General features: G+C 68.0%; 22 protein-coding genes. 11 read left to right on the forward strand and 11 right to left on the reverse strand.

What is annotated here, in order from left to right:
- Window positions 1-41: 41 nt before the first annotated feature.
- The 5 genes from VA603_RS03925 to VA603_RS03945 all read right to left on the reverse strand — a co-directional run bounded on the left by VA603_RS03925 (window position 42) and on the right by VA603_RS03945 (window position 4,562).
- Entirely contained in the window at window positions 42-677 is a 636-nt protein-coding gene (locus VA603_RS03925; RefSeq protein WP_323437976.1) for an ATPase, read from the reverse strand.
- A gap of 3 nt (window positions 678-680) precedes the next feature.
- Complete coding sequence (locus tag VA603_RS03930; RefSeq protein WP_132863037.1) at window positions 681-1,022, reverse strand: type II toxin-antitoxin system prevent-host-death family antitoxin; 342 nt, start codon at window positions 1,020-1,022, stop codon at window positions 681-683.
- 160 nt (window positions 1,023-1,182) lie between these two features.
- The gene (locus VA603_RS03935; protein WP_323437977.1) at window positions 1,183-2,802 is read right to left on the reverse strand and encodes a pseudouridine synthase; all 1,620 of its coding nucleotides are present in this window, start codon (window positions 2,800-2,802) and stop codon (window positions 1,183-1,185) included.
- Window positions 2,795-3,646 (reverse strand): SMC-Scp complex subunit ScpB, encoded by an 852-nt coding sequence (gene scpB / locus VA603_RS03940; RefSeq protein ID WP_132863039.1) that lies wholly within the window; start codon window positions 3,644-3,646, stop codon window positions 2,795-2,797. The genes VA603_RS03935 and scpB overlap by 8 nt, the downstream gene beginning before the upstream one ends.
- A 16-nt stretch (window positions 3,647-3,662) precedes the next feature.
- Window positions 3,663-4,562 (reverse strand): segregation and condensation protein A, encoded by a 900-nt coding sequence (locus tag VA603_RS03945; RefSeq protein WP_132863040.1) that lies wholly within the window; start codon window positions 4,560-4,562, stop codon window positions 3,663-3,665.
- A 349-nt stretch (window positions 4,563-4,911) separates the two neighbouring features.
- On the opposite strand from VA603_RS03945, the gene VA603_RS03950 reads away from it, so the two are divergent.
- The 9 genes from VA603_RS03950 to VA603_RS03990 all read left to right on the forward strand — a co-directional run bounded on the left by VA603_RS03950 (window position 4,912) and on the right by VA603_RS03990 (window position 17,670).
- On the forward strand, window positions 4,912-5,211 hold the full coding sequence (locus VA603_RS03950) for a YciI family protein (RefSeq protein WP_132863041.1): 300 nt from the start codon (window positions 4,912-4,914) through the stop codon (window positions 5,209-5,211).
- A complete protein-coding gene (locus VA603_RS03955; protein WP_132863042.1) occupies window positions 5,208-5,483 on the forward strand; it encodes a BolA family protein in 276 nt (91 codons plus the stop codon). The genes VA603_RS03950 and VA603_RS03955 overlap by 4 nt, the downstream gene beginning before the upstream one ends.
- Window positions 5,484-5,610: 127 nt before the next feature.
- The gene (locus tag VA603_RS03960) at window positions 5,611-6,651 is read left to right on the forward strand and encodes a LacI family DNA-binding transcriptional regulator (RefSeq protein WP_323437978.1); all 1,041 of its coding nucleotides are present in this window, start codon (window positions 5,611-5,613) and stop codon (window positions 6,649-6,651) included.
- A 53-nt stretch (window positions 6,652-6,704) separates the two neighbouring features.
- Window positions 6,705-9,674, forward strand: a complete 2,970-nt coding sequence (locus tag VA603_RS03965) for a TonB-dependent receptor (protein WP_323437979.1) — start codon at window positions 6,705-6,707, stop codon at window positions 9,672-9,674.
- A gap of 108 nt (window positions 9,675-9,782) precedes the next feature.
- A complete protein-coding gene (locus tag VA603_RS03970) occupies window positions 9,783-11,402 on the forward strand; it encodes a glucoamylase family protein (protein ID WP_132866067.1) in 1,620 nt (539 codons plus the stop codon).
- A gap of 1 nt (window position 11,403) precedes the next feature.
- A complete protein-coding gene (locus VA603_RS03975) occupies window positions 11,404-12,699 on the forward strand; it encodes a sugar ABC transporter substrate-binding protein (protein WP_425603652.1) in 1,296 nt (431 codons plus the stop codon).
- On the forward strand, window positions 12,696-13,577 hold the full coding sequence (locus VA603_RS03980; RefSeq protein WP_323437980.1) for a carbohydrate ABC transporter permease: 882 nt from the start codon (window positions 12,696-12,698) through the stop codon (window positions 13,575-13,577). The genes VA603_RS03975 and VA603_RS03980 overlap by 4 nt, the downstream gene beginning before the upstream one ends.
- Window positions 13,574-14,410, forward strand: coding sequence for a carbohydrate ABC transporter permease (locus VA603_RS03985; RefSeq protein ID WP_132863046.1), 837 nt, complete (start codon window positions 13,574-13,576; stop codon window positions 14,408-14,410). Before VA603_RS03980 ends, VA603_RS03985 begins: the two co-directional genes overlap by 4 nt.
- A 101-nt stretch (window positions 14,411-14,511) precedes the next feature.
- A complete protein-coding gene (locus VA603_RS03990; protein WP_323437981.1) occupies window positions 14,512-17,670 on the forward strand; it encodes a discoidin domain-containing protein in 3,159 nt (1,052 codons plus the stop codon).
- Window positions 17,671-17,794: 124 nt separating this feature from the next.
- On the opposite strand, the gene eda is transcribed toward VA603_RS03990, so the two are convergent.
- The 5 genes from eda to zwf all read right to left on the reverse strand — a co-directional run bounded on the left by eda (window position 17,795) and on the right by zwf (window position 23,666).
- Window positions 17,795-18,454: a bifunctional 4-hydroxy-2-oxoglutarate aldolase/2-dehydro-3-deoxy-phosphogluconate aldolase gene (eda, locus tag VA603_RS03995; protein ID WP_132863048.1), complete on the reverse strand. Its 660-nt coding sequence runs from the start codon at window positions 18,452-18,454 to the stop codon at window positions 17,795-17,797.
- Between the two features lie 48 nt (window positions 18,455-18,502).
- Window positions 18,503-20,419 carry a phosphogluconate dehydratase gene (gene edd / locus VA603_RS04000; protein ID WP_132863049.1) on the reverse strand — a complete coding sequence of 639 codons (1,917 nt, stop codon included), beginning with the start codon at window positions 20,417-20,419 and terminating at the stop codon, window positions 18,503-18,505.
- 84 nt (window positions 20,420-20,503) lie between these two features.
- Window positions 20,504-21,223 (reverse strand): 6-phosphogluconolactonase, encoded by a 720-nt coding sequence (gene pgl / locus VA603_RS04005; RefSeq protein WP_132863050.1) that lies wholly within the window; start codon window positions 21,221-21,223, stop codon window positions 20,504-20,506.
- Window positions 21,220-22,224, reverse strand: coding sequence for a glucokinase (gene glk, locus VA603_RS04010; RefSeq protein ID WP_323437982.1), 1,005 nt, complete (start codon window positions 22,222-22,224; stop codon window positions 21,220-21,222). Before glk ends, pgl begins: the two co-directional genes overlap by 4 nt.
- Window positions 22,221-23,666: a glucose-6-phosphate dehydrogenase gene (zwf, locus tag VA603_RS04015; RefSeq protein WP_132863052.1), complete on the reverse strand. Its 1,446-nt coding sequence runs from the start codon at window positions 23,664-23,666 to the stop codon at window positions 22,221-22,223. Before zwf ends, glk begins: the two co-directional genes overlap by 4 nt.
- 330 nt (window positions 23,667-23,996) lie before the next feature.
- Between zwf and VA603_RS04020 the strand changes: the two genes are divergently transcribed.
- Complete coding sequence (locus VA603_RS04020; RefSeq protein WP_323437983.1) at window positions 23,997-25,097, forward strand: ABC transporter ATP-binding protein; 1,101 nt, start codon at window positions 23,997-23,999, stop codon at window positions 25,095-25,097.
- Between the two features lie 15 nt (window positions 25,098-25,112).
- Here VA603_RS04020 and ygfZ read toward each other — a convergent pair whose 3' ends face one another.
- The gene (ygfZ, locus tag VA603_RS04025; protein ID WP_132863054.1) at window positions 25,113-25,970 is read right to left on the reverse strand and encodes a CAF17-like 4Fe-4S cluster assembly/insertion protein YgfZ; all 858 of its coding nucleotides are present in this window, start codon (window positions 25,968-25,970) and stop codon (window positions 25,113-25,115) included.
- Window positions 25,971-26,009: 39 nt separating this feature from the next.
- On the opposite strand from ygfZ, the gene VA603_RS04030 reads away from it, so the two are divergent.
- Complete coding sequence (locus tag VA603_RS04030; RefSeq protein WP_132863055.1) at window positions 26,010-26,183, forward strand: DUF1674 domain-containing protein; 174 nt, start codon at window positions 26,010-26,012, stop codon at window positions 26,181-26,183.
- The last annotated feature ends 19 nt before the right edge of the window (window positions 26,184-26,202 follow it).

Genomic DNA, 26,202 nt, shown 5'->3' on the forward strand with positions numbered 1-26,202 from the left:
CCTGGAGCCACGATGCCCGGCCCTGCGGCCGGGCATCGACATCATTCGTCGACGACGACCGGGAACGCCTTCAACGCTGCCCACACGATGGGCTTGGCCCATTCGGGTACCTGCGCGAACTCCTCCTGCGTGGCGGGGCAGAGGATCTGGCCGCGTTCCACTTCCAGCACCAACAACGGCTCGACCTGGCCATCGGCGTCGGCGGGGCGGCTGTTGTCATAGACGTGCAGTGCAGTCAGGTGCGGGAGCAGCTCGACCAGGTTCATCCGTGAGCTGTCGAAGCGCTGGCGGATCTTGCCTTCGGGGATGTCATGGCCACCATTGGCCACGCGCTCGGCCACGCGCTGCAGGTGCAGCTCGACGCTCTCCAGTCCGCAGAACCAGATGCTGACTTCATGCCGCGCGCTGGCTTCACGCAGCAGGGCAGGGATGGTGTTCGCGCCCAGCGTGGTTTCGAAGGCGTAGTCGACGTCATCGGCCATGGCCGCGCGCAGGCGGCGGGTGCCCTCCTGCCAGGCGGTGGCATTGGCTTCATCCAATGGCCATCCACGTTCGACCAGTTGCCGGGTGAACGCATCGGGGTTGAACCAGGTGGCGCCGTCCTTGGCCAGCATCATGCCCAGCAGCGAACTCTTGCCGGCGCCATTGACGCCGGCCAGGACAAGGATCCGTGCCATCGGTCAGAGCGACTTGCCCAGCGGGATCCTGCGGCCACGACGGGCCGGTCGCGCCAACGCCCTGGCCAGGCTGCCGTCCTGCAGGGAGGACAGGTGCGCATCGAACTCGGCCTGCAGCGCCTGCAGTGACTGCGCGCGCTGGGCGCCGGCGGAATGGCCGTTGGCCTGATCCACCAGACGCTGGTACTCCTCGGCGGAGACCACCACCGCCTGCGGATGATTGTGGTTGGTGATCACCACCGCACCGCTGCGGAGCACCTTGCGCATCAGGTCCGGCCAACCCTTGGCCTTGACGTCGCTGGCGGGCGTCTTTTCCAGATCCAGCAGATTCAGGGAGAGGTCCATGGCGGCATCCGGCAGGGGAGTAAGGGGAAAATATCCCAAAATTGCCATTTTGGGTACTTTCCCAGTGCCAGTGTTCAGGCGGGCGAGGGGCGGCTGAACGCAGAACGCCCGGCGCGGGGCCGGGCGTTCGGGTCATGCCTGGGGGATATTCCTTGCGGAATCAGCCGCCACGCGGGCCGCGGCCACCGCCACCGGGACGGCCGCCACCCGGGCGACCGGCGCCGCCGGGGCGATTGCCACCCGGACGCGGGCCGCCGGCCGGACGGCCTGCGCCGCCGGGACGGTTGCCACCCGGGCGCGGACCGCCGGCAGGGCGGTTGCCGGCCGGACGTGCGCCATACGGGTTGAAGCCCGGGTTGGCGTGGTCGGACGGGAAGCTCGGGGCGTTGCCCGGGTGGCCATAGGGGTGCTTGCGCTGGCCCTGGCCGGCACCCTGGCCGGCACCACCACCCTGCGGGCGGCCCTGGCCACCGGCGGCACCACGGCCGGCGCCACCGGCGCCCGGACGCGGCTTGTTGCCGTACGGCCGTGCCTGGCCATCCGCGCCACGGCCCGGACCCCGGTTGCCACCGGGACCGGCATTGCGGTGGCCGGTCGGACCGGTGCTCACGCCATCGGGCACGTACCAGGTGCGGAACGCGGCCGGGTTGCCTTCCGGCAGGCCGCGGTCGCCCTTGGGGGCCTTGCGCTGCTTGAACGGCTTCTGCGACTGCTTGGCCGCCGCTTCGCCGCTGACGGTCAGGCCGCCCTTGAAGCCGCCGCCCTTGCCACCACGGCCACGGCCGCGGTCTTCGCGCAGGGTGTCGAAGCGGCGCAGTTCGCGGCCTTCGTCGGCGGTGTTGTGGCCGTTGACGTAGGCATTGCCGCGGCCGCCGTCGCGCGCGACGCGCACGGTGGTCTTGGCGGCCTTGCGCTGGCCGATCACCGGCTGCAGCGTCAGCGCCGACGGGGTGCCTTCCTCCAGCTTCAACTGGCTGCGCAGGGCTTCAACCTGCGGGCTGGGCAGTTCCACCGACTGGCCGCGCAGCAGTTCGCGCGGCAGTTCGATCTTGCCGTAGCGGGTGCGCTTGAGGCGGCTGACCTGGCAGCCCTGCGATTCCCACAGGCGGCGCACTTCGCGGTTGCGGCCTTCCTTGACGACCACGCGGAACCAGTCGTGCGAATCGGTGCCGCCGATGCGTTCGATCTCGTCGAACTTGGCCGGGCCGTCTTCCAGCGCCACGCCGCGGGCGAGGCGGTCGACGATGTTGTCGGGTACCTTCTCCTCGCCTTCCGGGGCGCGCACGCGCACCACGTACTCGCGCTCGACCTCGAAGGAGGGATGCATCATGGCGTTGGCCAGCTCGCCGTCGGTGGTGAGCAGCAGCAGGCCGGTGGTGTTGATGTCCAGGCGGCCGATGGCGATCCAGCGCGCGCCCTTGAGCGGCGGCAGCGACTCGAACACGGTCGGGCGGCCTTCGGGGTCTTCGCGGGTGGTCACTTCGCCTTCGGGCTTGTTGTAGACCAGTACGCGCGACGGGTCGGTCAGCGCGCTGGCCACGAAGCTGCGGCCGTCCAGGTCGATCTTGTCGCCGCTCTTGACCGACATGCCGGTCTGGGCGGTTTCACCGTTGACCTTGACCAGGCCATCGGCGATGCGCTGTTCCAGCGCACGGCGCGAGCCCAGCCCGGCCTGGGCCAGGACCTTGTGCAGGCGCTCTTCGAGCTTGGGCTGTTCGGTGCTGGCTTCGCGCTTGAGCGAGAGCTTGTTCAACGACAGCTTGCGAGGGGTGTCACTCATCAGTTTTGCTCCGGCCGGCGTTTTCCGCGTCGGCCTCTGGGTCGGAATCGGCTACGTCAACAGCCACGGTCGTCGTCGCGACGGCGTTGTCTTCGGTTTGTTCCACTTCCGCCGCGCGCTCTCCCGGCGCGGCGTCGGGTTCGCCCGTGAGGGCGGTGGTGCCTGCCGTGGCGCCGGCATCCGGGGATGCCTGCGCCGCAGCGGTATCAGGGGTGTTGCGTTCGCCGGCCTCGGCGCCATCCGGGGTGGCGGCGCCTGCGGTCAGCGGTGCCGCTGGCTGGCCGTCGCCATCCAGCGGGAGTTGCGGTTCCAGCTCGCCGATGTCACGCAGTTCGGACAGCGGCGGCAGTTCGTCCAGGCGCTTGAGCCCGAAGTAGTCCAGGAAGCCCTTGGTGGTGCCGAACAGGGCTGGCTTGCCCGGGACATCACGGTGGCCGACCACGCGGATCCATTCGCGTTCTTCCAGCGCCTGGATGATGTTGCTGCTGACCGCCACGCCACGCACCTGCTCGATCTCGCCGCGGGTGATGGGCTGGCGGTAGGCGATCAGCGCCAGGGTTTCCAGGGTGGCGCGGGTGTAGCGGGTCTTGCGCTCGGTCCATAGCCGGGACACCCAGCCGTGCACCTCGTTGGTGATCTGGAAGCGGAAGCCGGAGGCCACCTCGACCAGTTCGACGCCACGGCCGGCGCAGCCTTCGCGCAGCAGTTCCAGCGCGCGCTCGACGCTGCCCGGCGGGGCCGGCTCGTCCTCCGGAAACAGGCCCTGCAACTGTGCCAGGGTCAGCGGCTGGCTGGAGGCCAGCAGCGCACCTTCGACGATACGGTTGATCAGCGGTTGATCCATGCGTTGGCTTGTAGGCTCAGGCGGGGTCGTTGTCGGCGTCATCGAACTCGCTGGAGAACGCCAGCGGTGCGTTGGTGTTGCCGGCGGCCAGGGACTTGACGTAGATCGGGGCGAGCGGTGCTTCCTGCACGATGTCCAGCAGCTGCTCCTTGGCCAGTTCCAGCATCGCCAGGAAGGTGACCAGTACGCCGAGCTTGCCTTCCTCGGCGGTGAACAGCGTTTCGAAACGGTAGAACCGGCCATCCTCCAGGCGCGCGAGCATGTCGCCCATGCGCTGGCGTACGCTCAGTGCCTCGCGCTTGATGGCGTGGCCGCTGAACAGCTCGGCGCGCTTGAGGACCTCGTGCAGCGCCAGCAGCATCTCCTTCAGCTCCACCGGCGGCGGCAGCTTGACGGCGGCGCGCTCCGGCACGAAGGCATGGGCCAGGCTGGTGTCGCGGTCCTGGCGGGGCAGGGCATCGATGTCCTCGGCGGCCTGCTTGAAGCGCTCGTACTCCTGCAGGCGGCGGACCAGCTCGGCGCGCGGGTCGGCTTCCTCGCCTTCCACGCTGGGCGGGCGCGGCAGCAGCATGCGCGATTTCACCTCGGCCAGGATCGCGGCCATCACCAGGTACTCGGCGGCCAGCTCGAAGCGCAGTTCCTGCATCACGTTGATGTAATCAACGTATTGCCGGGTGATCTCGGCCACCGGGATGTCCAGGATGTCCAGGTTCTGGCGGCGGATCAGGTACAGCAACAGGTCGAGCGGGCCTTCGAAGGCGTCCAGGATGACTTCCAGCGCGTCCGGCGGGATGTACAGGTCCTGCGGGATCTGCAATACCGGCTGGCCATGCACCATCGCCAGCGGCATTTCCTGCTGCTGCGGGGCGTGAGGCGGCGCTGGCGGGTTCGCGTCGTGCGCGAGTTCGGAAGTCATCAGGTCGACATCGGGGTATAGCGAGCCGTACGCATGCCGGGTTCGCGCCCGGCTAGGTTCCTGCCCTGGTATTGCGAGCCATGCGCGCTTGCCTGGCGCGATTCCACACATCAACAACAAGGCGCGCCGCAGAAGGTGCGGCAACGTCATTACGAGGAGGTCGTCTACGCGGTCCGGGAGTGATGTGCTTCGGTCAACGAGCGGGGCCGGGAGCCTTCCGCTGCACCGAGCCGCTACAGGCCGTCTGCGTGCAATGGACTAAAGAGTAATCGCCGGAACCGGCCGATGTCCAGCGTTCTGGCGCTAGACTTGTGGTCGATCCATTCAGCGGACAAGGAGTGATGGCCCGGTGTGGTACGTAATCGAAGGGTATGACGGCGAGCAGGTGCTGGCCCAGCGGATGGCCGCACGCGGTGCCCATCTGGAGCGGCTCAAGGCCTTGCTTGACCAGGGGAGACTGCTTTTGGCCGGTCCTTGTCCTGCCATTGACGCCGAGGACCCCGGCCCGGCCGGCTTCAGCGGCAGCGTGGTGATCGCCAGTTTCGAGGACCAGGCCGCGGCGCGGGCCTGGGCCGACGCCGACCCGTACGTGGCGGCAGGCGTGTATACCCGGGTGGACGTCCGCCCGTTCCGCAAGGTGCTGCCATGAACCGGGTCGAGCAGATCCGCTCGGCCCTGCAGGCCGCCTTCCACCCGGACCTGCTGGAGGTGGAGGATGACAGCCATCGCCATGCCGGCCACGCCGGCGCCCGGGACGGGCGGGGCCATTTCAACGTGACCGTGGTCAGTGCCGCCTTCGCCGGCAAGGGCCCGTTGGCGCGTCACCGCGCGGTCTACGCGGCCGTGGGCGAGATGATGCAGACCGATATCCATGCGCTGTCGATCAAGGCGCTGACGCCGGCCGAGGCCGCGGGCGGCTGAACGTCGCGATCGGTACCTGGCCGGGACAGCCGATGTCCCGGTTCATTCCGGGCGGCATTACAAAAGGTTTACAAACGCCAGTGAAAACGTTTACATTCCGCACAACCCCGGTGCGGAGGGCGTGACGGTGGCGAAGTCGGCAATCACCATCAAGGATGTTGCCCGAGAGGCGAACGTCTCCGTCGCCACGGTGTCGCGTGCGCTCAATGGCCATGACAACGTCGCCGAGCCGGTCCGCCAGCTGGTGCTGGAAGTGGCCCGTCGCCTGCGCTACACCCCGCATGCCGCCGCCCGCAGCCTGAGCAGCCGCAGCACCCAGACCGTCGGCGTGGTACTGCCGGACCTGTACGGCGAATTCTTCTCCGAGCTGATGCGTGGCATCGACGGCGTTGCCAGCGCGCATCGCCGGCACCTGCTGGTGTCCAGTTTCCACGGTGAGCCGCAGCAGCAGGGTTCGGTGCTGCAGGCCATGCGTGGTCGCGTGGATGGCCTGCTGGTGCTGTCGCCCTATGCGGGGGATGCCTCGGCACTGCTGGACCAGTTGCCGGCGGACATCCCGACGGTGCTGATCAATACCCCGATCACCGACGGCAGCCATCCGGTCTTCAGCATCGACGACCATGCCGGCGCGCTGGCCATGACCGGGCACCTGCTGGCGCAGGGCTACCGCAGCATCGCCTTCATCGGCGGCCCCGAGCGCAACCACGATGCGCGCGAACGCCTGCGCGGGTTCCGCGATGCGCTGGCCACCGCCCCCCAGGCGATTGAATCCATCGAGCTGCCCGGGGCCTTCGACGAAGCCTCCGGCTACGAGGCCGGCCGCGCCCTGCTGGCGCGGCCGCGCCTGCCTGAAGCGGTGTTCGCCGCCAACGACATGATGGCGCTGGGCTGCCTGTATGCCTTCCAGCAGGCCGGCGTGCGCGTGCCTGAGCAGGTGGCGCTTGCCGGCTATGACGACATTCCCCTGGCGCGCTTTGTTCACCCGTCCTTGACGACGATGCAGGTGAGCATCGCCGGGCTTGGAGAGCAGGCGATGTCCCACCTGCTGCAGCGGATTCGGGAACCGGGGTCGCAACAGACGCCCGGCCTGATGTTGGTTCCAAGCCTTGTCGTGCGCGACTCCACGGCACGCACGGCGCCACTTGACCCGGCAAGAGACCGGGGTTGAGCCACTCATAACACTTACCGCGGGTCATGCCGCTACCTTGGGAGAGGTAAAACATGTACAGGATTGCTCGGAAGTCCACCCCCACACGCAAGCTGCTGAGCTGCGCGCTGGCCAGTTGCCTGTTGCTCGGCGCTGCCCCGGCCTTCGCCCAGAGCACCGCGGCCACCATCCGTGGCCAGGTGATGGCTGATTCCAGCCCGGCTGCACAGGCGCAGGTTACGGCCACCAACATCGCCACCGGCCTGAGCCGCAGTGTGCAGAGCACGGCGAGCGGCAGCTACTCGCTGGCCGGCCTGCCGCCAGGCACCTACCGCGTGGAGGTCAATGCCGGCGGCAAGACCAGCACGCAGAACATCACCGTGCAGGTCGGCCAGACCGCCACGGTGAACCTGGGCGTCGGCGGCGTCGGTGAAACCACGGCCGGCGGCGCAGCGACCACGCTGGACGCGGTGCAGGTGGTCGCGCAGGCGCCGATCGAAACCAAGACCTCGGAGATCGCCACCTACATCACGCCGCGCCAGATCGAGGCGCTGCCGCAGGGCACCCGCAACTTCCTGGCCTTCGCCGACACCGTGCCGGGCATGGCGTTCGAACAGAACCCGGCCAATGGCTCGACCAAGCTGCGCGGTGGCGTGCAGAACGCCAACAACGTCAATGTGTACATCGACGGCATCGGCCAGAAGAACTACGTCACCCAGGGTGGCATCACCGGGCAGGACGCCAGCCGCGGCAACCCGTTCCCGCAGCTGGCGATCGGCGAGTACAAGGTCATCACCTCCAACTACAAGGCCGAGTACGACCAGATCAGCTCGGCAGCGGTGACGGCGGTGACCAAGTCGGGCACCAATGAGTTCAAGGGCTCGTTCTTCTGGGACTACACCAACCAGGATTGGCGCGAGCCGCGCGAGAGCGAGAAGGACGCCGGCAAGACCCGCTCGGGCGAGAAGCAGTACGGCGCTGCCTTCGGTGGCCCGATCGTCAAAGACAAGGCGCACTTCTTCGTGACCTACGAGGCCAAGGAGTACAACGCGCCGCAGGACCTGAGCCCGGGCGAGGGGCGTATTGCCGGTGACCTGCCACAGGCCTGGCGCGACCAGCTCGGTGCAACCTCGACGCCGTTCAAGGAAGACCTGTACTTCGGCAAGCTGGACTGGTCGATCAACGAGGAGAACCTCGTCGAGCTGACCTACAAGCGCCGCGAGGAGAGCGAGATCGGCAACGTCGGCGGGCAGAGCGCGCGCAGCTACGGCACCGATACCGGCGTCAACGAGGACCGCTACGACCTGCGTTGGCAGTTCTCCAACGCCAACTGGCTCAACGACGCCCACCTGACCTACGAGAAGGCGTTCTGGACCAAGGCGCCGGTCAACATGGCCAACGGCATGGTGCTGACCGATGGCTCCGGCGATGACGGCAAGCAGATCTACCGCATCGGTGGCGGCGAAGGTGGCCTGCAGGACAAGGGCCAGAAGGGCTGGTCGTTCCAGAACGACACCACCTTCTTCGGCTGGGAAGGCCACACCGTCAAGTTCGGCGTGAAGTACAAGCAGGTCGACCTGGACACCATCGAGCAGCAGCCCTACAACCCGCAGTTCTACTACGACATCCACCAAGGTGGCGCGGTGCCGTACTTCGTGCGCTTCGGCAGTGCCGCGATGGGCACCGACGGTGGCTCGGTGACCTCCAAGAACAAGCAGTTCGGCCTGTACATCCAGGATGACTGGGATGTCACCGAGCGCCTGACCCTGAACCTGGGCCTGCGCTGGGACTACGAGAAGACCCCGTCCTACCTGGACTACGTGACCAGCGGCGACGTGCTGGCCGCGCTGTCGGCGGTGGACACGCGCGCAGGAAACGCACCGGGCCAGACCTACGCGCAGTCGCTGGCGCTGGGCGGCATCGACGTCAACCGCTACATCAGCACCGGCAACAACCGCAAGCCGTTCAAGGATGCGATCCAGCCGCGCCTGGGCTTCTCCTATGACCTGACCGGTGACGAACGCCATGTGATCTTCGGCGGCATCGGCCGTTCCTACGACCGCAACCTGTTCGACTACCTGCAGCTGGAGCGCAGCAAGGCGACCTTCCCGACCCGGCGCTTCAAGATCAACTCGCCCGGCCACGCCTGCGACCTGAGTGCCTCGGACTGCCTGGACTGGAGCCCGCAGCTGCTGGATCGCGACTACCTGATGTCGCTGGTCAATTCCACCGACGCCGGTCGCGAAGTGTGGATGTTCGACAACGACCTGAAGACGCCGTACTCCGACCAGATCAGCCTGGGCATCCGCGACAGCTTCAACCTGGGCGGGCTGGACTGGAACAGCTCGGCCACCGTGCAGCACACCCGCTACAAGGACGGCCTGCTGATCATGCGCGGCAACCGCTACCCCGACGGTGGCGTGTTCGCGCCGAACGGCAGCCCGTGGTCCGCGCCCGGCCTGCCGGGCATGGGCAGCCTGATCGTGGCCACCAACGGCTTCGAGTCCAAGAGCACCGCCCTGCTGCTGAGCCTGGACAAGCCGTACACGTCCGAGAGCCCGTGGAACGTCAACGTGGCCTACACGCTGACCGATGCCAAGCAGAACATCCACGAGAAGGACCCGGTCTATGGCTGGTACTTCACCCAGGGTGGCTGGTACGACGGTGCCTGGACGCCGCGCCATCGCCTGGTGATCAGCGGCTTCACCGACCTGCCGTGGGGCATGAGCGTGTCCGGCAAGCTGACCCTGGCCAGCAAGATCAAGCGCTGGGACATCGACGGCACGGCGGCCTACGGTGGCTACGAGCGTCCGCACAGCTGGGAACCGGACGGCACGCTGGGCTTCAAGCAGTTCGACCTGTCGCTGACCAAGACTTGGGACACCGGCACCGACCTGAAGCTGAAGATGCGCGCCGACCTGCTCAACGCCTTCAACTGGACCAACTGGGGCGGTTACGGCATCAACTGGGATACCGGCGTGATCAACAGCTGGGACCAGTACCAGACCCGGACCTTCAAGCTGTCCTTCGGCCTGGACTGGTAAGTCGCATCCCCGGCCGCCCGCGTGGCGGCCGGGGCCTCCACACGCGCCACATTGACCATCAAGGGCAGGTGGCGACCTGATTCCTCTACAACGGATGTCGTCTTGAGCATGTCACGTAGCCCCCGGTTGTTCGCTGGCTTGGCCACTGGTTTCGCGCTGGCGGTGCTGGCGGGGTGTGGCAAGGCGCCGGAGCCGCCGATGCCGAAGGTGTTGCCGCAGGTGATCCTGGTCGAGGCGGACCTGCCGCCACGGCCGATGAAGCCGGAACTGCCGCCGTTGTTCGATGACATCGAGCGGCGCACGTTCCAGTTCTTCTGGGATACGACCAACGAGCAGAACGGGCTGACCCCGGACCGCTATCCGTCGCGGCCGTTCGCCAGCGTGGCGTCGGTGGGCTTTGCGCTGACCGCCTATCCGGTGGGCATCAAGAACGGTTGGGTCAGCCGCAACCAGGCGGTCGACCGCACCCTGCTGACGCTGAAGTTCTTCCGTGACCTGCCTTCCGGGCCGCAGCGTACCGGCAAGGCCGGGTACAAGGGGTTCTTCTACCACTTCCTGGACATGCAGGAAGGTCGCCGCTACGACAGCTGGGTCGAGCTTTCCAGCGTGGATACCGCGCTGCTGATGATGGGCGTGCTGTTCGCGCAGTCCTACTACGACGGCGAGGACCCGCGCGAGAAGGAGATCCGCCAGATCGCCGACACGCTGTACAAGCGCGTGGACTGGCAGTGGCTGCAACGCAACAAGCCGCTGGTCTCGATGGGCTGGTTCCCGGAGAGCGGCTTCATCCAGCATGACTGGATGGGCTACAACGAGGCGATGATGCTGTACGTGCTGGCGCTGGGCTCGCCCACCCATCCGGTCGAGCCGGACGCCTGGACCGTGTGGACCCGTACCTACGACAACGACTGGGGCGTCTACCAGGGCCAGGAATACCTGTCCTTCGGGCCGCTGTTCGGCCACCAGTACAGCCACGTCTGGATCGACTTCCGCGACATCCAGGACGCGTACATGCGCGAGCGCGGCATCGACTATTTCCTCAACACCCGGCGCGCGACGCTGGCCCAGCGCGAGTACGCCATCGAGAACCCGATGCAGTGGAAGGACTACGGCGACAACGTCTGGGGCCTGACCGCCGGCGACGGGCCGCAGAACACCACCCAGGAGTACAAGGGCGAGCAGCGCCAGTTCCGCCATTACTCCTCGCGCGGCGCGGGCCTGCGCGAGAACTTCGATGACGGCACCATCGTGCCGTCGGCGGCGATCTCCTCGTTGCCGTATGCGCCGGAGGTGGTGATCCCGGCCACCGTGGAGATGCACAAGCGCTACGGCGACTACCTGTACTCCAGCTACGGGTTCCTGGATTCGTTCAACCCGAGCTTCAACTACGACATCCCGCTCAAGACCGGGCGCACCATCCCCGAGCGTGGCTGGGTGGCCAGCGATTACATCGCCATCGACCAGGGGCCGATCCTGCTGGGCATCGCCAACTACCGCGACGAGTTCGTGTGGGACGTGATGAAGAAGAACCCGTATGTCCGCAAGGGATTGGAGCGGGCGGGCTTCACCGGTGGCTGGCTGGCGCCGGAGGACAGCTTCCAGCCCCTGCAGAAGGACGACCGCGCGGCGTCGGCCCGCGCCACCGGCATCGCCGAATCGCGCGCTGCCGCCGCGGCCGAACAGAAGGCCGCGGCGGGCAACCCGCCGGCCTCCAAGCCGCAGCAGTGACATGCCGTCGATGATCCGCGCGCTGCTGCTGTTGTGCCTGTCCGGCGTGCTGGTTGGCTGCGGCGGCACGCCGCAGGACGGCACCACGCTGCGCTTCTGGGCGATGGGCCGCGAAGCGGAAGTGGTGGGCGAGCTGCTGCGCGAGTTCGAGGTGGAGAACCCGGGCATCCACGTCGAGGTGCAGAACATCCCGTGGACGGCGGCGCATGAAAAGCTGTTGACCGCCTATGCCGCCGAAGGGCTGCCCGATGTCTGCCAGCTCGGCAACACCTGGATCGCCGAGTTCGCCACGCTGCAGGCGCTGGAGCCGCTGCAGGCCCGGGCGGACGCCTCGTCCGTGGTGGATCAGGCTGATTACTTCCCCGGTATCTGGGACACCAATGTGGTCGACGGGCAACTGGTCGGCATCCCGTGGTACGTGGACACGCGCCTGCTGTTCTACCGCAAGGACCTGCTGCGCCAGGCCGGCTACGACCACCCGCCGCGCACCTGGGCCGAGTGGGAGCAGGCCAACGCCGCGCTGAAGAAGCTGATGGGCGACAAGGGTTACCCGGTGTTGATGCCGCTCAACGAGTTCGAGCCGCAGCTGTCCTTCGCCCTGCAGCAGGACGATGGGCTGCTGCGTGACCACGACACGCGCGGCAATTTCCGCAGTTCTGGCTTCCGGCGCACGCTGGCCTTCTACGACAACATGTTCGAGCAGGGCTGGGCGCCGAAGATGTCCGAGACGCAGATCTCCAACGTCTGGGACGAGTTCTTCCGTGGCTTCACCGCGTTCTACCTGTCCGGGCCCTGGAACATCCGCGAGTTCCGCCAGCGCCAGCCCCCTGGCCTGGACGGGGAGTGGGGAACCACCCCGTTGCCCGGCCCGGACGGCCCCGGTGCCGGTATCGCCGGCGGCACCAGCCTGGTGGTGTTCCGCGCCTCGCAGAAAAAGGAGGCGGCGTGGAAGCTGATCGAGTTCCTGTCGCGCCCGGACATCCAGCAGCGCTTCTACACCGTCATCGGTGACCTGCCGCCACGGCGCAGTGCGTGGCAGTCGCCGGAGCTGACCGACGATCCACTCACCGCGGCATTCGCCGACCAGTTGGAGCGGGTCAAACCGACGCCCAAGGTGCTGGAGTGGGAACGCATCGCACAGCAGATGCGGGTGGTCACCGAGCAGGTGGTGCGCGGTGGCCTGCCGCAGGACAAGGCGGTGGAACAGCTGGACCAGCAGGTCGACGAGATCCTGGCCAAGCGCCGCTGGATCGTTGAACAGCAGGCCGGCGCCAACGCGGCGGGGGCAGGGCAATGAAGCAGCGTTCGCTCGTTGGCTGGGTATTCGCCGCGCCGGCGCTGATCGTGATCGGCGTGTTCTTCGGGTTGCCGGTGCTGTCGGCACTGGCGCTGAGCCTGACCGACTTCGACCTGTATGCACTGGCCGACCCGCACAACCTGCGTTTCAACGGGCTGGGCAACTACATCGACCTGCTGCAGACACCGATGTTCTGGAAGTCGCTGGGCAACACCGCGTACTTCGTGGTGCTGGGCGTGCCGCTCTCCATCGCGGTGTCGCTGGGCGCGGCGATGCTGCTCAATGCGCCGGCGAGCCGTTTCAAGGCGTTGTTCCGCACCGCCCTGTTCGCCCCGGTGGTGACCACGCTGGTGGCGGTGGCGGTGATCTGGCGTTACCTGTTCCACACCCGCTACGGGCTGGTGAACTGGGGCCTGGGCCAGGTCGGCATCAATCCGGTGGATTGGCTGGGTGACCCGCGCTGGGCGATGCCGACCATCATCCTGTTCGCGGTCTGGAAGAACTTCGGCTACAACATGGTGATCTTCCTGGCCGGCCTGCAGGCGATCCCCAGGGACCTGTACGAGGCCGCGCGCATCGACGGGGCCACGCGCTGGCAGCAGTTCCTGCACATCACCCTGCCGATGTTGGGGCCGGTGTTGCTGGTGGTGGGCGTGATCACCGTGTCCGGCTATTTCCAGCTGTTCGCCGAGCCCTACGTGATGACCCGCGGCGACCCGCTGCAGAGCACGGTCAGCGTGCTGTATTTCATGTTCGAGGAAGGCTTCAAGTGGTGGAACCTGGGGCGCGCTTCGGCCGTGGCGTTCCTGCTGTTCCTGATCATCCTGGCGGTGACCACGCTGATGCTGCGCTTCGGCAAGCGCAAGGAGCTGGTATGAGCCGGGAGATCGGGCAATCGCGTTGGCATGCGTGGTGGATCAACGGCGCGCTGGCGGTGCTGGCGGTGATCAGCTTGGCGCCGCTGGCCTGGATGCTGTCGGTGTCGTTCATGCCCAGCGGGCAGGCCTCGCAGTTCCCGCCACCGTTGCTGCCCGCGCACGCCACGCTGGCCAACTACCACGCGCTGGCCAGCCGCACCGGCATGGGCGGCAACTTCCTCAACAGCCTGGTCGTGTCGCTGGGCATCACGCTGGGGTCGCTGCTGTTCAACACCCTGGCCGGCTACGCCTTCGCCAAGCTGCGCTTTGCCGGGCGCGAACGGGTGTTCCAGATGCTGCTGGCGGCGCTGGTGATCCCGGCGCAGGTGGCGATGCTGCCGCTGTTCCTGCTGATGAAGCAGATGGGGTTGGTCAATACGTTCGGCGGCGTGGTGATCCCGGCGCTGGCCAGCGTGTTCGGCATCTTCCTGGTGCGCCAGTACGCGCGCTCGATCCCCGATGAACTGCTGGAGGCGGCGCGCATCGATGGGGCCAGCGAGGCACGGATCTTCTTCCAGATCGTGTTGCCGATGCTCAAGCCGGTGCTGGTGACGTTGGCCATCTTCACCTTCATGGGCGCGTGGAACGACTTCATGTGGCCGTTGATCGTGCTCACCGACCAGGAGCACTACACGCTGCCGGTGGCGCTGGCCAGCCTGTCGCGCGAGCACATCCAGGACGTGGAGATGATGATGGCCGGCGCGGTGGTCACGGTGCTGCCGGTGTTGCTGCTGTTCCTGGTGTTGCAGCGGTATTACATCCAGGGCTTGTTGCTGGGCAGCGTCAAGGGCTGAGCGCCGGCGGTGGTACTTCCGTCTGCAACCAGCGTCGTTCGGAACAGGGAACTTTGCGAAAATCCGACGCCTGCCGTCGATCGTGATTCGGGATTCTGGTGATGAACAAGCGTTATGCCGTGGGCCTGTTGGCCACCTTGCTGCTGGGGGCAGCCTCACCCGGCAGCACGACGGTGCTGGCCAGCTTCGATGACATCGGGGCGTGGCAGCTGATCACCTCGCCGCAGGTGAGTGGTTCGTTGCGGCCGGTGGCCGGTGGCAACGGCCGCGCCCTGTGCCTGGACTACGACTTCCACGAGGTGTCCGGTTATGCAGGCATCCGCCGCAAGCTCGATGTCAGCTGGCCGGAGAATTACCAGGTCTCGTTCGACCTGCGCGGCGATTCGCCGGCCAACGACCTGCAGTTCAAGCTCATCGACGCCAGCGGCGACAACGTCTGGTGGGTGAACAGGACCGGCTATGCGTTCCCGAAGAACTGGACGCGCGTGGAATACCGCAAGCGTCACATCGACAAGGCCTGGGGCCCGGACCCGGACCGCACGCTGCGGCGCAGCGCCGCGGTGGAGTTCACCATCTACAGCAAGGTCGGTGGACGCGGCACGGTCTGCTTCGACCGCCTGACGCTGCAGCCGCTGCCCAAGGAGGACACCTCGCCGCTGCAACCGGTGGTGCTGGCCGACACCGCGACCGCGCTGCAGCAGCGCATCGCCGACGGCAAGCCGGACACGATGTGGATCAGCGGCGGCGTCAAGCAGCAGACCATCAGCCTGGACCTGGGCAAGGTGCGCGAGTTCGGCGGCGCGGTGGTGCAATGGGTGCCCGGCCTGCAGGCCTCGCGCTACGTGGTTCAGGCCTCGCGCGATGGCCGCGACTGGCATCCGGTGCGCGAGGTGACCACCGGCGGAGGCGGTCGCGACTGGCTGGCCCTGCCGGACACCGAGGCGCGCTACCTGCGCTTCGACCTGCAGGATGGCCCGAACTGGCGTTATGGCATCCGTGACATCTCGCTCAAGCCGCTGGCCTTCGCGGCGACTCCGAATGATTTCATCCGCTCGGTGGCGGCCGACCTGCCGCGCGGTTTCCTGCCGCGCGGCTTCACCGGTGAGCAGCCTTACTGGACGCTGCTGGGGCTGGACGGTGGCCGCGAGCAGGCGTTGATGGGCGAGGACGGCGCGGTGGAGGCGGTGAAGTCCGGCTTCAGCGTCGAGCCCTTCGTGCTGAGCGACGGCAAGGTGGTCAGCTGGGCGGACGTGACTGGCAGCCAGAGCCTGCAGGATGGCTATCTGCCGATGCCAACGGTGCAGTGGCAGCATGCGGACTTCGGGCTGCAGGTCAGCAGTTTCGTGCAGGGACGGCCGGAGCAGGCGCAGCTGGTCACGCGCTACCGGCTGCACAACCCGGGCAAGACGGGTCGGGAGTACACCCTGGCGTTGGCGGTGCGTCCGTTCCAGGTCAATCCGCCCACGCAGTTCCTCAACACGGTGGGCGGGGTGAGCCGGATCGAGCGCCTGGCGGTCAAGGGCAACCAGGTCGAGGTCAACGGCGTGCCGCGCGTGTTCGCGATGACCGCCCCGGACAAGGCCTTCGCCAGTACCTTCGACGGCAAGCTGGACGTCACGCATCTGGCAGACAAGACCCTGCCCGCCGATACCGAGGTGCGCGATGCCACCGGGCTGGCCTCCGGTGCGTTGCTCTACACCTTCAAGCTGGAGCCCGGCGAGAGCCGCGAGGTGGCGCTGGTGTTGCCGCAGGTCGGTGACTGGCGGCCACCGGCCGGGTTCGACGTGGACAAGGCGCAGCAGCAGGTGGCTGCACAGTGGCGGCAGAAGCTGGACCAGGTGCGGTTGCAGGTGCCGGCGGCGGGCCAGCCGCTGGCCGACACCGTGCGCACCGCCCTGGCGCACATGCTGATCTCGCGGGTCGGGCCGAGCCTGCAGCCCGGCACGCGCTCCTACGCACGCAGCTGGATCCGCGATGGCGCGATGATTTCCGAAGGCCTGCTGCGCATGGGCCGCGACGACGCGGTGCGGCAGTACGTGGACTGGTACGCGCCGTACCAGTTCGAGAGCGGCATGGTGCCGTGCTGCGTGGATGCCCGTGGCAGTGACCCGGTGCCGGAGAACGACAGTCACGGCGAACTGATCTACACCATCGCCGAGTACTGGCGGCATACCGGCGACCTGCAGTTCCTGCAGCGGATGTGGCCGCACGTGCAGGGCGCCTGGAAGTACATGGAGCAGCTGCGCCTGAGCGAGCGCACCGAGGACAACCGGGCCCGCAATCCGGGCTTCTACGGGATGATGCCGGCCTCGATCAGCCACGAAGGCTATTCGGCCAAGCCGGTGCACTCGTACTGGGACGACTTCTGGGCGTTGCGCGGCTACAAGGATGCGGCGGACATCGCCGTTGCGCTGGGGCTGGAAGAGGACGCGGCGATGATGGCGGCCTCCCGCGACGCGTTCCGCCAGGACCTGGACCAGTCGTTGCGGGCCAGCATGCAGGCACATGGCATCGACTTCCTGCCCGGGTCGGTGGAGCTGGGGGACTTCGATGCCACCTCGACCACCATCGCGCTGGCACCGGGCGGCGAGCAGGGCCGCCTGCCGCAGCCCGCGCTGGACAACACCTTCGAACGCTACTGGAGCGAGTTCGAGGCGCGTCGTGACGGCAAGCGGCAGTGGAAGGACTACACGCCCTACGAATGGCGCAATGTCGCGGCCTTCGTGCGCCTGGGTTGGCGTACCCGCGCCTGGGCGGCGACCGAGTTCTTCTTCAAGGACCGCGCGCCGCAGGGCTGGAACCAATGGGCCGAAGTGGTGTCCTCGACGCCCCGCAAGCCGTTCTTCGTCGGCGACCTGCCGCACGCCTGGGTGGCCTCGGATTTCGTGCGCTCGGCGTTGGACATGTTCGCCTACAAGCGCGAGGTGGACGATGCGATCGTGCTGGCGGCCGGCGTGCCCGCGGACTGGCTGGCGGGGAAGGGCATCGCCATCGACGGTCTGCGGACCTCGCATGGCACGGTGAAGTACGCCCTCGCGCGCAGTGACCGCAAGCTGACCCTGCAGGTGCCGGAGGGGCTGCGCTTGCCGGCCGGCGGCCTGGTGCTGCCGTGGCCGTATGAGGGTGCGCCGGGCGAGGCCAGCATCAATGGGGAGCCGGCCGCCTGGGAAGGGCGCGAACTGCGCATCACCCAATTGCCGGCCAAGGTGGAGATCGACGTGCCCGCCGACCAGCGTCGCGGCGAGCGTGCGCGCCGCTGAAACAACTGGCAGGGATTGCCCCGATACGCGCACCGCCCTGCACAAAGAAAAACTGCGCCCCGAACACCGGGGCGCAGTGAAGTAGACGGAGGGAGAGGGAGATCTGCCGTCGTACTTGGAAAACTCAGCCTGCGCGTGCCTGCCTGACGATCGCCGCGGCGGCGGCGGCGGACCGCTTCACTTCGTCCCACTGGCCAGCGCGGATCCAGCTGTCGGCCACCATCCACGAGCCACCGATGCACACCACGTTCTTCTGCGCGAGGTAATCGGCGGCGGTGGCTTCGGTGATGCCACCGGTCGGGCACAGCTTCAGCTCGGGGATCGGGCCGGCCACGCCCTTGATCATCGCCAGCCCGCCCACGGCGGTGGCCGGGAACAGCTTGCAGATGCGGAAACCACGGGCAAGCAGGGCCAACAGCTCGGTCGGCGACGCCGCGCCCGGCACCACTGGCAGCGGGGCGGTGGCCAGCGCATCGGCCATGTGCGCCGGGGTGCCCGGGGTGACCAGGAAGTCGGCGCCGACGTCGATGGCCTGGCGCATCTGCTCGACCGTCAGCACGGTGCCGGCACCGACGACCACGTCGGGCAGCTCGCGCTTGAGCATGGCCAGCGCGTCCATCGCCACCGGGGTGCGCAGGGTCAGTTCGATGGCCGGCAGGCCACCTTCCAGCAGCGCGGTGCTGACCGCGCGTGCCTGGTCCAGGGTATGGACGGTAACCACCGGCAGGATGCCGGCGGCGCTCAGCAGCTGCTCGGCGCGATCCTGGTACTGGGCAATGCTCATCGTGTTCCTCTCAATGCAGCGGAAGCGTGCCGCGGGCGGCACGCGGAATCAGGCGTCCTTGGCTTCGTGCGGCGCAGCGGCGGCCGCGGCGTCGTGGCCAAGCTCGTATTCGGCGTCGTAGTCCCAGGTGCTGCCATCGGGGTGAGCCGGGCCGCAGGAGATCGACACCGCGCCCTGGTCGGCGGGGCCGACGATGCGGCGGTTCATCGCGAACAGATTGCGTCCCATGTCATTGCCGGCCGGCGCGGTGTTGGCGGCGATGCCGCGCGCGGCCCATTCGGCGGCGTCCACCAGCACTTCCAGCGTGCCGGCCTCGCCGTCCAGGCGGATGATGTCGCCCTCGCGCACGCGGGCGATCGGGCCACCGCGCGCGGCTTCCGGGGTGACATGGATCGCGGCGGGGATCTTGCCCGAGGCACCGGACAGGCGGCCATCGGTGACCAGCGCAACGCGGCGTCCCTGGTTCTGCAGCAGGCCCAGCAGCGGCGCCAGCGAATGCAGTTCCGGCATGCCGTTGGCGCGCGGGCCCTGGAAGCGGACCACGGCGACGAAGTCGTGCGGCAGCGCACCGGCGGCGTGCAGCTTGTTCAATGCCTGCGGTGCATCGACGACCACGGCCGGGGCCTCGATGGTGCGGTACTGCGGCTTCACCGCCGACAGCTTGATCAGCGACTTGCCGAGATTGCCCTTGAGCAGGCGCAGGCCGCCCTGTGCTTCGAACGGATCGGCCGCCGGGCGTACCACTTCCAGGTCCGCGCTCTCGGTTACGGTCGGTGCGTAGACGACCTGGCCATCGATCAGGCGCGGTTCCTGCGCGAAGGCGCGCATGCCGCCAGCGGCGACCGTGGCCAGGTCATCGTGCATCAGGCCCGCGTCCATCAGTTCACGGAACACGAAGGCCGGGCCGCCGGCCGCGGCGAAGCGGTTCACGTCGGCTTCGCCGTTGGGGTACACGCGGGCCAGCAGCGGCACGATCTGCGAGAGCTGGTCCATGTCGTCCCAGCTCAGCACGATGCCGGCGGCACGGGCCACCGCGATCCAGTGGATGGTGTGGTTGGTCGAGCCGCCGGTGGCCATCAGCGCGACGACGGCATTGACGATGGCGCGCTCGTCGATCAGGTGGCCGAGCGGGCGGAAGTCCTGGCCCAGCGCGCTGATCTCCAGCGCGCGCGCGGTGGCTTCGCGGGTCAGCGCATCGCGCAGCGGCAGTTCCGGGTTGACGAACGAGGCGCCCGGCAGCTGCACGCCCATCGCTTCCAGCAAAACCTGGTTGGAGTTGGCGGTGCCATAGAAGGTGCAGGTGCCCGGGGCATGGTAGGAGTCCGATTCGGCTTCCAGCAGTTCCTCGCGGGTGGCTTCGCCGGCGGCGTAGCGCTCGCGGACCTCGGCCTTCTTCTTGTTCGGGATGCCCGGGGTCATCGGGCCGGCCGGCACGAACACCGCCGGCAGGTGGCCGAAGGCCAGCGCGCCGATCAGCAGGCCGGGCACGATCTTGTCGCACACGCCCAGGTAGATCGTGCTGTCGAACATGTCATGGCTCAGCCCGATGGCGGTGGACTGGGCGATCACGTCGCGCGAGAACAGCGACAGCTCCATGCCGCCGCGGCCCTGGGTGACGCCGTCGCACATCGCCGGCACGCCGCCGGCCACCTGCGCGGTCGCGCCGAGTTCACGGGCGGCGCTGCGGATCAGCTCGGGGTAGTGCTCGAACGGCTGGTGCGCCGAGAGCATGTCGTTGTAGGCAGTGATGATGCCCAGGTTCGGGGTGACGTCGCCGCGCAGCCGGCCCTTGTCGGTCGGGCCACAGGCGGCGAAGGCGTGGGCCAGGTTGCCGCAGCTCAGGCGCGAACGGAACGGGCCTTCACGCAGGGCGGCGTCGATGCCGGCCAGGTAGGCCGCGCGCGACGGGGCGCTGCGCTGGCGGATGCGTTCGGTGATGGCGTGGATGGTCGGGTGCAGGCTCATTGGCTACCGGCTATGAGTTGAGGTCGGACGGTGTGCCGGCCTTGAAGGAAGGGGGACGGATGCCGGCAAGGCCGGCGCCCGCGATTACGGTGCCCAGTGGACGCGCAGTTTGTTTCCCGGTGCGTTGATCGCGGCCAGGATCGGGTAGGTGTGCACGTCGCCCGAGGCCAGCGCGGCCTCGAGCACCTCCAGCTTCTGCTTGCCGCGCAGCAGCAGCAGGCGATGGCGGATGGGGGCCAGGCCCTGCGGGGTGAGGGTGATGCGCAGGTGCCAGTCCTTGGCCACCGGGCAGCCGGTGGCGTCCAGCGCGGCATAGGCCTGGCGGCTCTGCAGCGCGCGGTCCAGGTCCTTCGAGCCGGGGAACAGCGAAGCGGTATGCCCGTCGTTGCCCATGCCCAGCACCACCAGCGTGGCCGGCAGCGCATGCTCGGCCAGCAGGTTGGCGGTGTGCACGCACTCGGCGATCGGCCGGCCGACCCGCACCAGCGGGTCGAAATGCGCGCCCTCGGCGAGCTTGAGGAAGCTGTTGCGCACCAGCCATGCATTGCTGTCATGGTCCTGCGGCGAGAGCCAGCGCTCGTCGGCCAGGCCCACGTCCACGCGCGCCCATTCCAGCGGCTGCTCGGACAGCATCTCGTACACCGGTGCCGGCGTGGTGCCGCCGGACAGGAGCATGCGGGCGCGGCCGTGCTGCTTGATGTCCTGTTGCAGGAAGCCCGCCATTTCCTTGGCTACGCTTTCGGTCCAGTCCTCGTCGTTGCCGTGGCGGACAAGCGTGATGCGGTCGGAAACAGCGGCGTTCATGCGGGGGTTCCTCGTGTAGCGTGCTGCAGGTCCAGCGCGTAGGCGGTGGCGCCGAGCAGGCCGGGGCAGGGGTGGACGATGGCCATCGACGGAATCTGCGACATCGTCGCAGTGAAACGGCCCTTGCTTTCGAAACGGGGGCGGAAGCCGGACAGCTGCAGTTGCTGCAGCAAGCGCGGCACCAGCCCGCCGGTCAGGAACACGCCATCCCAGGCGCCCTGCACCAGCACGGCATCGCCAGCCACGGCACCGAAGATCTCCAGGAACACTTCCACCGCACGGGTCGCGATCGCGTCGCCTGCGGCGGCGCGGGCCGTCACGTCCGACGGTGCCAGCTGGCCGGGGTCGACGCCGGTGATCTCGCTCAAGGCGCGGTGGATGTTGACCAGGCCCGGGCCACAGACCAGCCGTTCATTGGAAACCCGGCCGAACTGCGCCGAGAGGATCTCCAGGATGCGGATCTGCTCCGGGTTGGCCGGTGCGAAGCTGGTATGGCCGCCTTCGGTGGCGAGCGGGTAGTTGCGCCCGTCGCGCACCACCAGGCCGCCCACGCCCAGCCCGGTGCCCGGGCCGATCACGCAGTAGTTGCGGGGTTCGCCGGCCGGTGCCGGCTCCCAGCTGGCGCCGCCGATCTGCACCACGTCGGCCGGCCCCAGCAGCGCGATCGACATGGCCTGGGCGACGAAGTCGTTGATGAGGTGCAACTGCTCGAAACCCAGCTGGGCGGCGGTACGCGAGCGCGAGATCACCCACGGATGGTTGGTGATGCGTGCTTCGTCGCCATCCACGCGCCCGGCCACGGCGAACACGCCGCTGCTGGCAGTGGCGCCCTGCTCTTGCAGGTAGTGCGCGGCGGCATCGCCGAGCGAGCCGAACTGTGCGACCGGGTACTCGACGATGCTGCCCTGGTTCAACGGAGCGGCGAGGGAGAGGTCGGCCAGCGCGAAGCGGGCGTTGGTGCCGCCGATGTCGGCGACCAGGACCGTCGTCGACGCGCTCACGGCGCGTCCCCGTCTTCGGCCCTAGCCTCGGCGACGATGTCGCCCGGCAGGAAGTGGGCCGCGTCACGCGGGCCCCAGCTGCCGGCGGCGTACGGTTCCATCGCCTGGTCGGAAGCCTTCCAGGCGTCGCTGATGCTGTCGATCCAGGCCCAGGCCGCGCGCACTTCGTCGTCGCGCACGAACAGGGCGTGGTTGCCGTTGAAGGCGTCCAGGAACAGGCGCTCGTAGGCGATGCGACGGTGCAGGCCGGTCGGGACCGACAGTTCCAGTTCAAGCGGCTGCAGTTCCAGCGCGCCCCATTCCGGGCCGGCCAGCGAGCTCATCAGGCCGAGCTGGATGTTCTCCTGGGGCTGCAGCTGGAAGGTCAGGCGGTTGGCGCTGGCGTGGTGGCGGGTCGGGCGCTCGAACAGCCAATGCGTGACCGGCTTGAGGTTGACCTCGATGCGGGTGGTGCGCTCGGGCAGTCGCTTGCCGGTGACCATGTGGAACGGCACGCCGGCCCAGCGCCAGTTGTCGATGTGCGCGGTGACGCCGACGAAGGTTTCCGCTTCGCTGCCTTCCGGCGGCTGGTAGGCCTGCACCGGCTGGTCGTTGATGGTGCCGGCGGTGTAGCGGCCACGCACCGAATCCTTGGCCGCATGGCGGGCATCGAACGGGCGCAGGGCACGCAGTACCTTCACCTTCTCGTCGCGGATGCGGTCGGCTTCCAGCGAGGCCGGCGGCTCCATCGCCACCAGGCACAGCAGCTGCAGGATGTGGCTCTGGACCATGTCGCGCAGCGCGCCGGAGCGCGAGTAATAGGAGTCACGGCCATCCACGCCGTCGCTCTCGGCGACCATGATGTGCACGGACTCGATGTAGTTGCGGTTCCACACCGCCTCCAGCAGCGTGTTGCCGAAGCGCAGGGCCATCAGGTTCTGCACCGCGGCCTTGCCCAGGTAGTGGTCCAGGCGGAACACGCGGTCTTCGTCGATCCACTTGCCGATGGTCTGCAGGATCTCCTCGGCGCTGGCGCTGTCCGAGCCGATCGGCTTTTCCAGCATCAGCCGGTGCGGTGCCGCCAGCGCGCCCCCCAGGGCGAGCCCTTCGCAGGTGGAGATGTACAGGCCCGGCGGGATCGCCAGGTAGCTCACGCACCTGCGGTCGACCAGGTCCTTGACGGCCTCGGCCACCGACTCGGCGTTGCGCAGGTCCACCGAACGGTAGTCGATGCGGCGCAGCAGGTCGTTGATGTCTTCCTGGCGGGCCTGCGGCATGGCCTGCTCCAGGCGCGGGCGCAGGATGTCGTGGAACTTGGCGGTGTCGTGCGGCGACAGCGCCAGGGCACGAACCTTGAAGTCTTCCGGCAGCAGGCCATCGCCAAGCAGGCGCAACAGGGAGGGGAACAGGTAGCGCTGGGCCAGATCGCCTGTGGCACCGAACAGGAAGAGGGTATCGTGCATTTCTCGAGTTTCGTGTGCGGATGACATCGTTGTCAATTGTTTGTATTCAAGGAACTGGAGCCTTGGGCTGCTTGCGTCTGCCGGGGCCGGGGGAGGGGGCATTGCAGTCAATGCCAGTGCCGCGAACGCCGCGGTCCGCAGGGCGGAGCCGCATGTTCATCTGGGCTGGCAAATGGAAAAACGGAACCGGGATGTTGCCATATGAATATGCTTACTGTGCACACGGTTTCGGATGTATACGATTGCACTGTGCCAATGCGGGCATTGGCATGAAGTGATTTGCCCGTTTGCGGGCACAGTGCCGGATGTGGCGATGTCAACGAGGTGGTGATGGCCAAGGTGAGCTTCGAGGGTGTGCGCAAGGTCTACGACAACGGCCAGGTGGCCGTGCACGGGGCCAGTTTCGAGATCGCCGACGGCGAGTTGATGGTGCTGGTCGGGCCATCGGGTTGTGGCAAGTCCACACTGTTGCGGATGGTGGCCGGGCTGGAGGACATCAGCGCCGGCACGCTGCGCATCGGGGATCGTGTCGTCAACGACGTGGCTCCGAAGGACCGCGACATCGCCATGGTGTTCCAGAACTACGCGCTGTACCCGCACATGACCGTCGCCGAGAACCTGGCCTTCGGCCTGAAGCTGCGCGGCCATGACAAGGCCGAGGTGCAGCGCCGCGTGCAGGGCGCCGCCGACGCGCTGGGCCTGACGACGATGCTGGACAAGCTGCCGCGCGCGATGTCCGGCGGCCAGCGCCAGCGCGTGGCGCTGGGGCGTGCGCTGGTGCGCGAGCCGGAGGTGTTCCTGCTCGACGAGCCGCTGTCCAATCTGGATGCCAAGCTGCGCCATACCGTGCGCACCGAGATCGCCCAGCTGCATCGCAAGCTGGGCAGCACGATGATCTACGTCACCCACGACCAGGTCGAAGCGATGACGCTCGGACAGCGGATCGTGGTGTTGAACGAAGGCGTGATCCAGCAGATCGACACGCCGATGGCGCTCTACGACCGCCCGGCCAACCTGTTCGTGGCCGGCTTCCTCGGCAGTCCGGCGATGAACGTGCTGCGCGGCGTGCTGCACCAGGACGCGCAGGGGGCGGCCTGGTTGAGGCTGGGCGATGGCACCGAGGTGCCGCTGGGAGCGGCGATGGTCGCGCCGGAATGGGTGGGCCGCGACCTGGCGGTGGGCGTGCGGCCGGAGCACCTGCAGCCTGCCACCGGGGAGGGGGCGTTCGCCGCGCGGATCGAGGGTATCGAGCCGGTGGGCAACGAGATGTTCGTGAATCTGCGCCTCGGCGCGCAGGCGCTGGTCATCCGGGTGGCGCCGCAGGCCCTGCCGCAGGTCGGGCAGGAACTGCAGGTGGCGGTGAGGCCGTCGGCGCTGCACTTCTTCGATGCCGCCAGCGGCAATCGCATCGAGGCCCACGGGGCTGGTTGAGCCCCGGTACCCGGTTCAGCGCGCCAGGCCGTCCAGCAGCGGCATGATGTGGGCGTCCGCGTCGAGGACCTGCAGCGGGCCCTCGGCCATCTCCAGTGGCAGGACGGCCAGCGCCAGCACGCCAGCGCTACTGGCCACGCTGCCGATGGTGGCGCCGTTCTGGCTGACCGCGGTACCGGCTTCGGGCGTGGCCACGGTGTGCAGCAGGGCCAGCGAGCGCTTGGCCTTGCCCAGGAAATGGGTGCGGGCCACGATTTCCTGGCCGGGATAGCAGCCCTTCTTCACGCTGTAGGCGGCCAGCCGGTCCAGTCCCAGTTGCTGGGGCGTCCATTGCTCGCGCTGGGCATCCACCAATCGCGGCAGCCCGAAGCGCAGGTCGCTCTGCCGCCAGGCCAGCTCCTCGCCGGGGGTGGCGGCCGCGGTTGCCGGCCCGAGCAGCAGGGTGCGGGGCAGGGCCAGGCTGCCGACATCCAGCTCGACCACGTCACCGTCGCGCCGCGCGATCCGCGCACCATCGGCCTCGGTCGGGGCCTGCAGCGCCGCATTCACGCTCAGCGTGTCGGCATGGCTGACCACCACCTTGCGACGGAACACGAAGCGGCGCAGTTGCTCGGCGATGGCCGCCGCGCCGCCGTCGTGGCAGACCAGCAGCAGCTCCTGCGCATCCAGCCGCAGCAGCTGGAAGATGGCGATCACGCGGCCCTTGGCGGTCAGCCAGGCGCTCCATTGCCAATGGCCATCGGCCAGCGAAGGGATGTCGTTGGCGAACTGGGCTTGGGCGAAAGCGACCGCATCCGGGCCGGAAAGGCGCACGATCTGCGCCATGGCCAATGTGCGGAAACCGTTGAAAGCGGGGGCGAGGTTGTCAGACACGTGACTGGGGACTAAAATTTGTGCGTTGCGAGACCGACCATGATAGGCCAAACAACCCCCACTCCCGAGACCGAAGCTGAAGCCCCGTCGACCCCCGAGAAGCAGCCGCTTCCCGAGGCCACGCCGGTGCCGCAGGAAATCGGTGGTCGCGGCGGACTTGATCCGGTGCGATATGGCGATTGGGAAAAAAACGGGCGCTGCATCGATTTCTGAGCAGCGTTGAGCCAACGCG

The sequence above is a fragment of the Stenotrophomonas capsici genome, from assembly GCF_034961085.1.
Lineage (GTDB): Bacteria > Pseudomonadota > Gammaproteobacteria > Xanthomonadales > Xanthomonadaceae > Stenotrophomonas > Stenotrophomonas capsici.

Bases quoted from the DNA above. Each gene is read 5' to 3' on its own strand.
- VA603_RS03985 (WP_132863046.1), top strand. From the start codon at position 13,574: ATGAGCCGGGAGATCGGGCAATCGCGTTGGCATGCGTGGTGGATCAAC.
- VA603_RS03970 (WP_132866067.1), top strand. From the start codon at position 9,783: ATGTCACGTAGCCCCCGGTTGTTCGCTGGCTTGGCCACTGGTTTCGCG.
- VA603_RS04030 (WP_132863055.1), top strand. From the start codon at position 26,010: ATGATAGGCCAAACAACCCCCACTCCCGAGACCGAAGCTGAAGCCCCG.
- VA603_RS03925 (WP_323437976.1), bottom strand. From the start codon at position 677: ATGGCACGGATCCTTGTCCTGGCCGGCGTCAATGGCGCCGGCAAGAGT.
- pgl (WP_132863050.1), bottom strand. From the start codon at position 21,223: ATGAACGCCGCTGTTTCCGACCGCATCACGCTTGTCCGCCACGGCAAC.
- zwf (WP_132863052.1), bottom strand. From the start codon at position 23,666: ATGCACGATACCCTCTTCCTGTTCGGTGCCACAGGCGATCTGGCCCAG.
- VA603_RS03990 (WP_323437981.1), top strand. From the start codon at position 14,512: ATGAACAAGCGTTATGCCGTGGGCCTGTTGGCCACCTTGCTGCTGGGG.
- VA603_RS03980 (WP_323437980.1), top strand. From the start codon at position 12,696: ATGAAGCAGCGTTCGCTCGTTGGCTGGGTATTCGCCGCGCCGGCGCTG.
- VA603_RS03955 (WP_132863042.1), top strand. From the start codon at position 5,208: ATGAACCGGGTCGAGCAGATCCGCTCGGCCCTGCAGGCCGCCTTCCAC.
- VA603_RS03965 (WP_323437979.1), top strand. From the start codon at position 6,705: ATGTACAGGATTGCTCGGAAGTCCACCCCCACACGCAAGCTGCTGAGC.
- VA603_RS03930 (WP_132863037.1), bottom strand. From the start codon at position 1,022: ATGGACCTCTCCCTGAATCTGCTGGATCTGGAAAAGACGCCCGCCAGC.
- VA603_RS03945 (WP_132863040.1), bottom strand. From the start codon at position 4,562: ATGACTTCCGAACTCGCGCACGACGCGAACCCGCCAGCGCCGCCTCAC.
- VA603_RS03935 (WP_323437977.1), bottom strand. From the start codon at position 2,802: ATGAGTGACACCCCTCGCAAGCTGTCGTTGAACAAGCTCTCGCTCAAG.
- VA603_RS04020 (WP_323437983.1), top strand. From the start codon at position 23,997: ATGGCCAAGGTGAGCTTCGAGGGTGTGCGCAAGGTCTACGACAACGGC.
- scpB (WP_132863039.1), bottom strand. From the start codon at position 3,646: ATGGATCAACCGCTGATCAACCGTATCGTCGAAGGTGCGCTGCTGGCC.
- eda (WP_132863048.1), bottom strand. From the start codon at position 18,454: ATGAGCATTGCCCAGTACCAGGATCGCGCCGAGCAGCTGCTGAGCGCC.
- VA603_RS03975 (WP_425603652.1), top strand. From the start codon at position 11,404: ATGCCGTCGATGATCCGCGCGCTGCTGCTGTTGTGCCTGTCCGGCGTG.
- edd (WP_132863049.1), bottom strand. From the start codon at position 20,419: ATGAGCCTGCACCCGACCATCCACGCCATCACCGAACGCATCCGCCAG.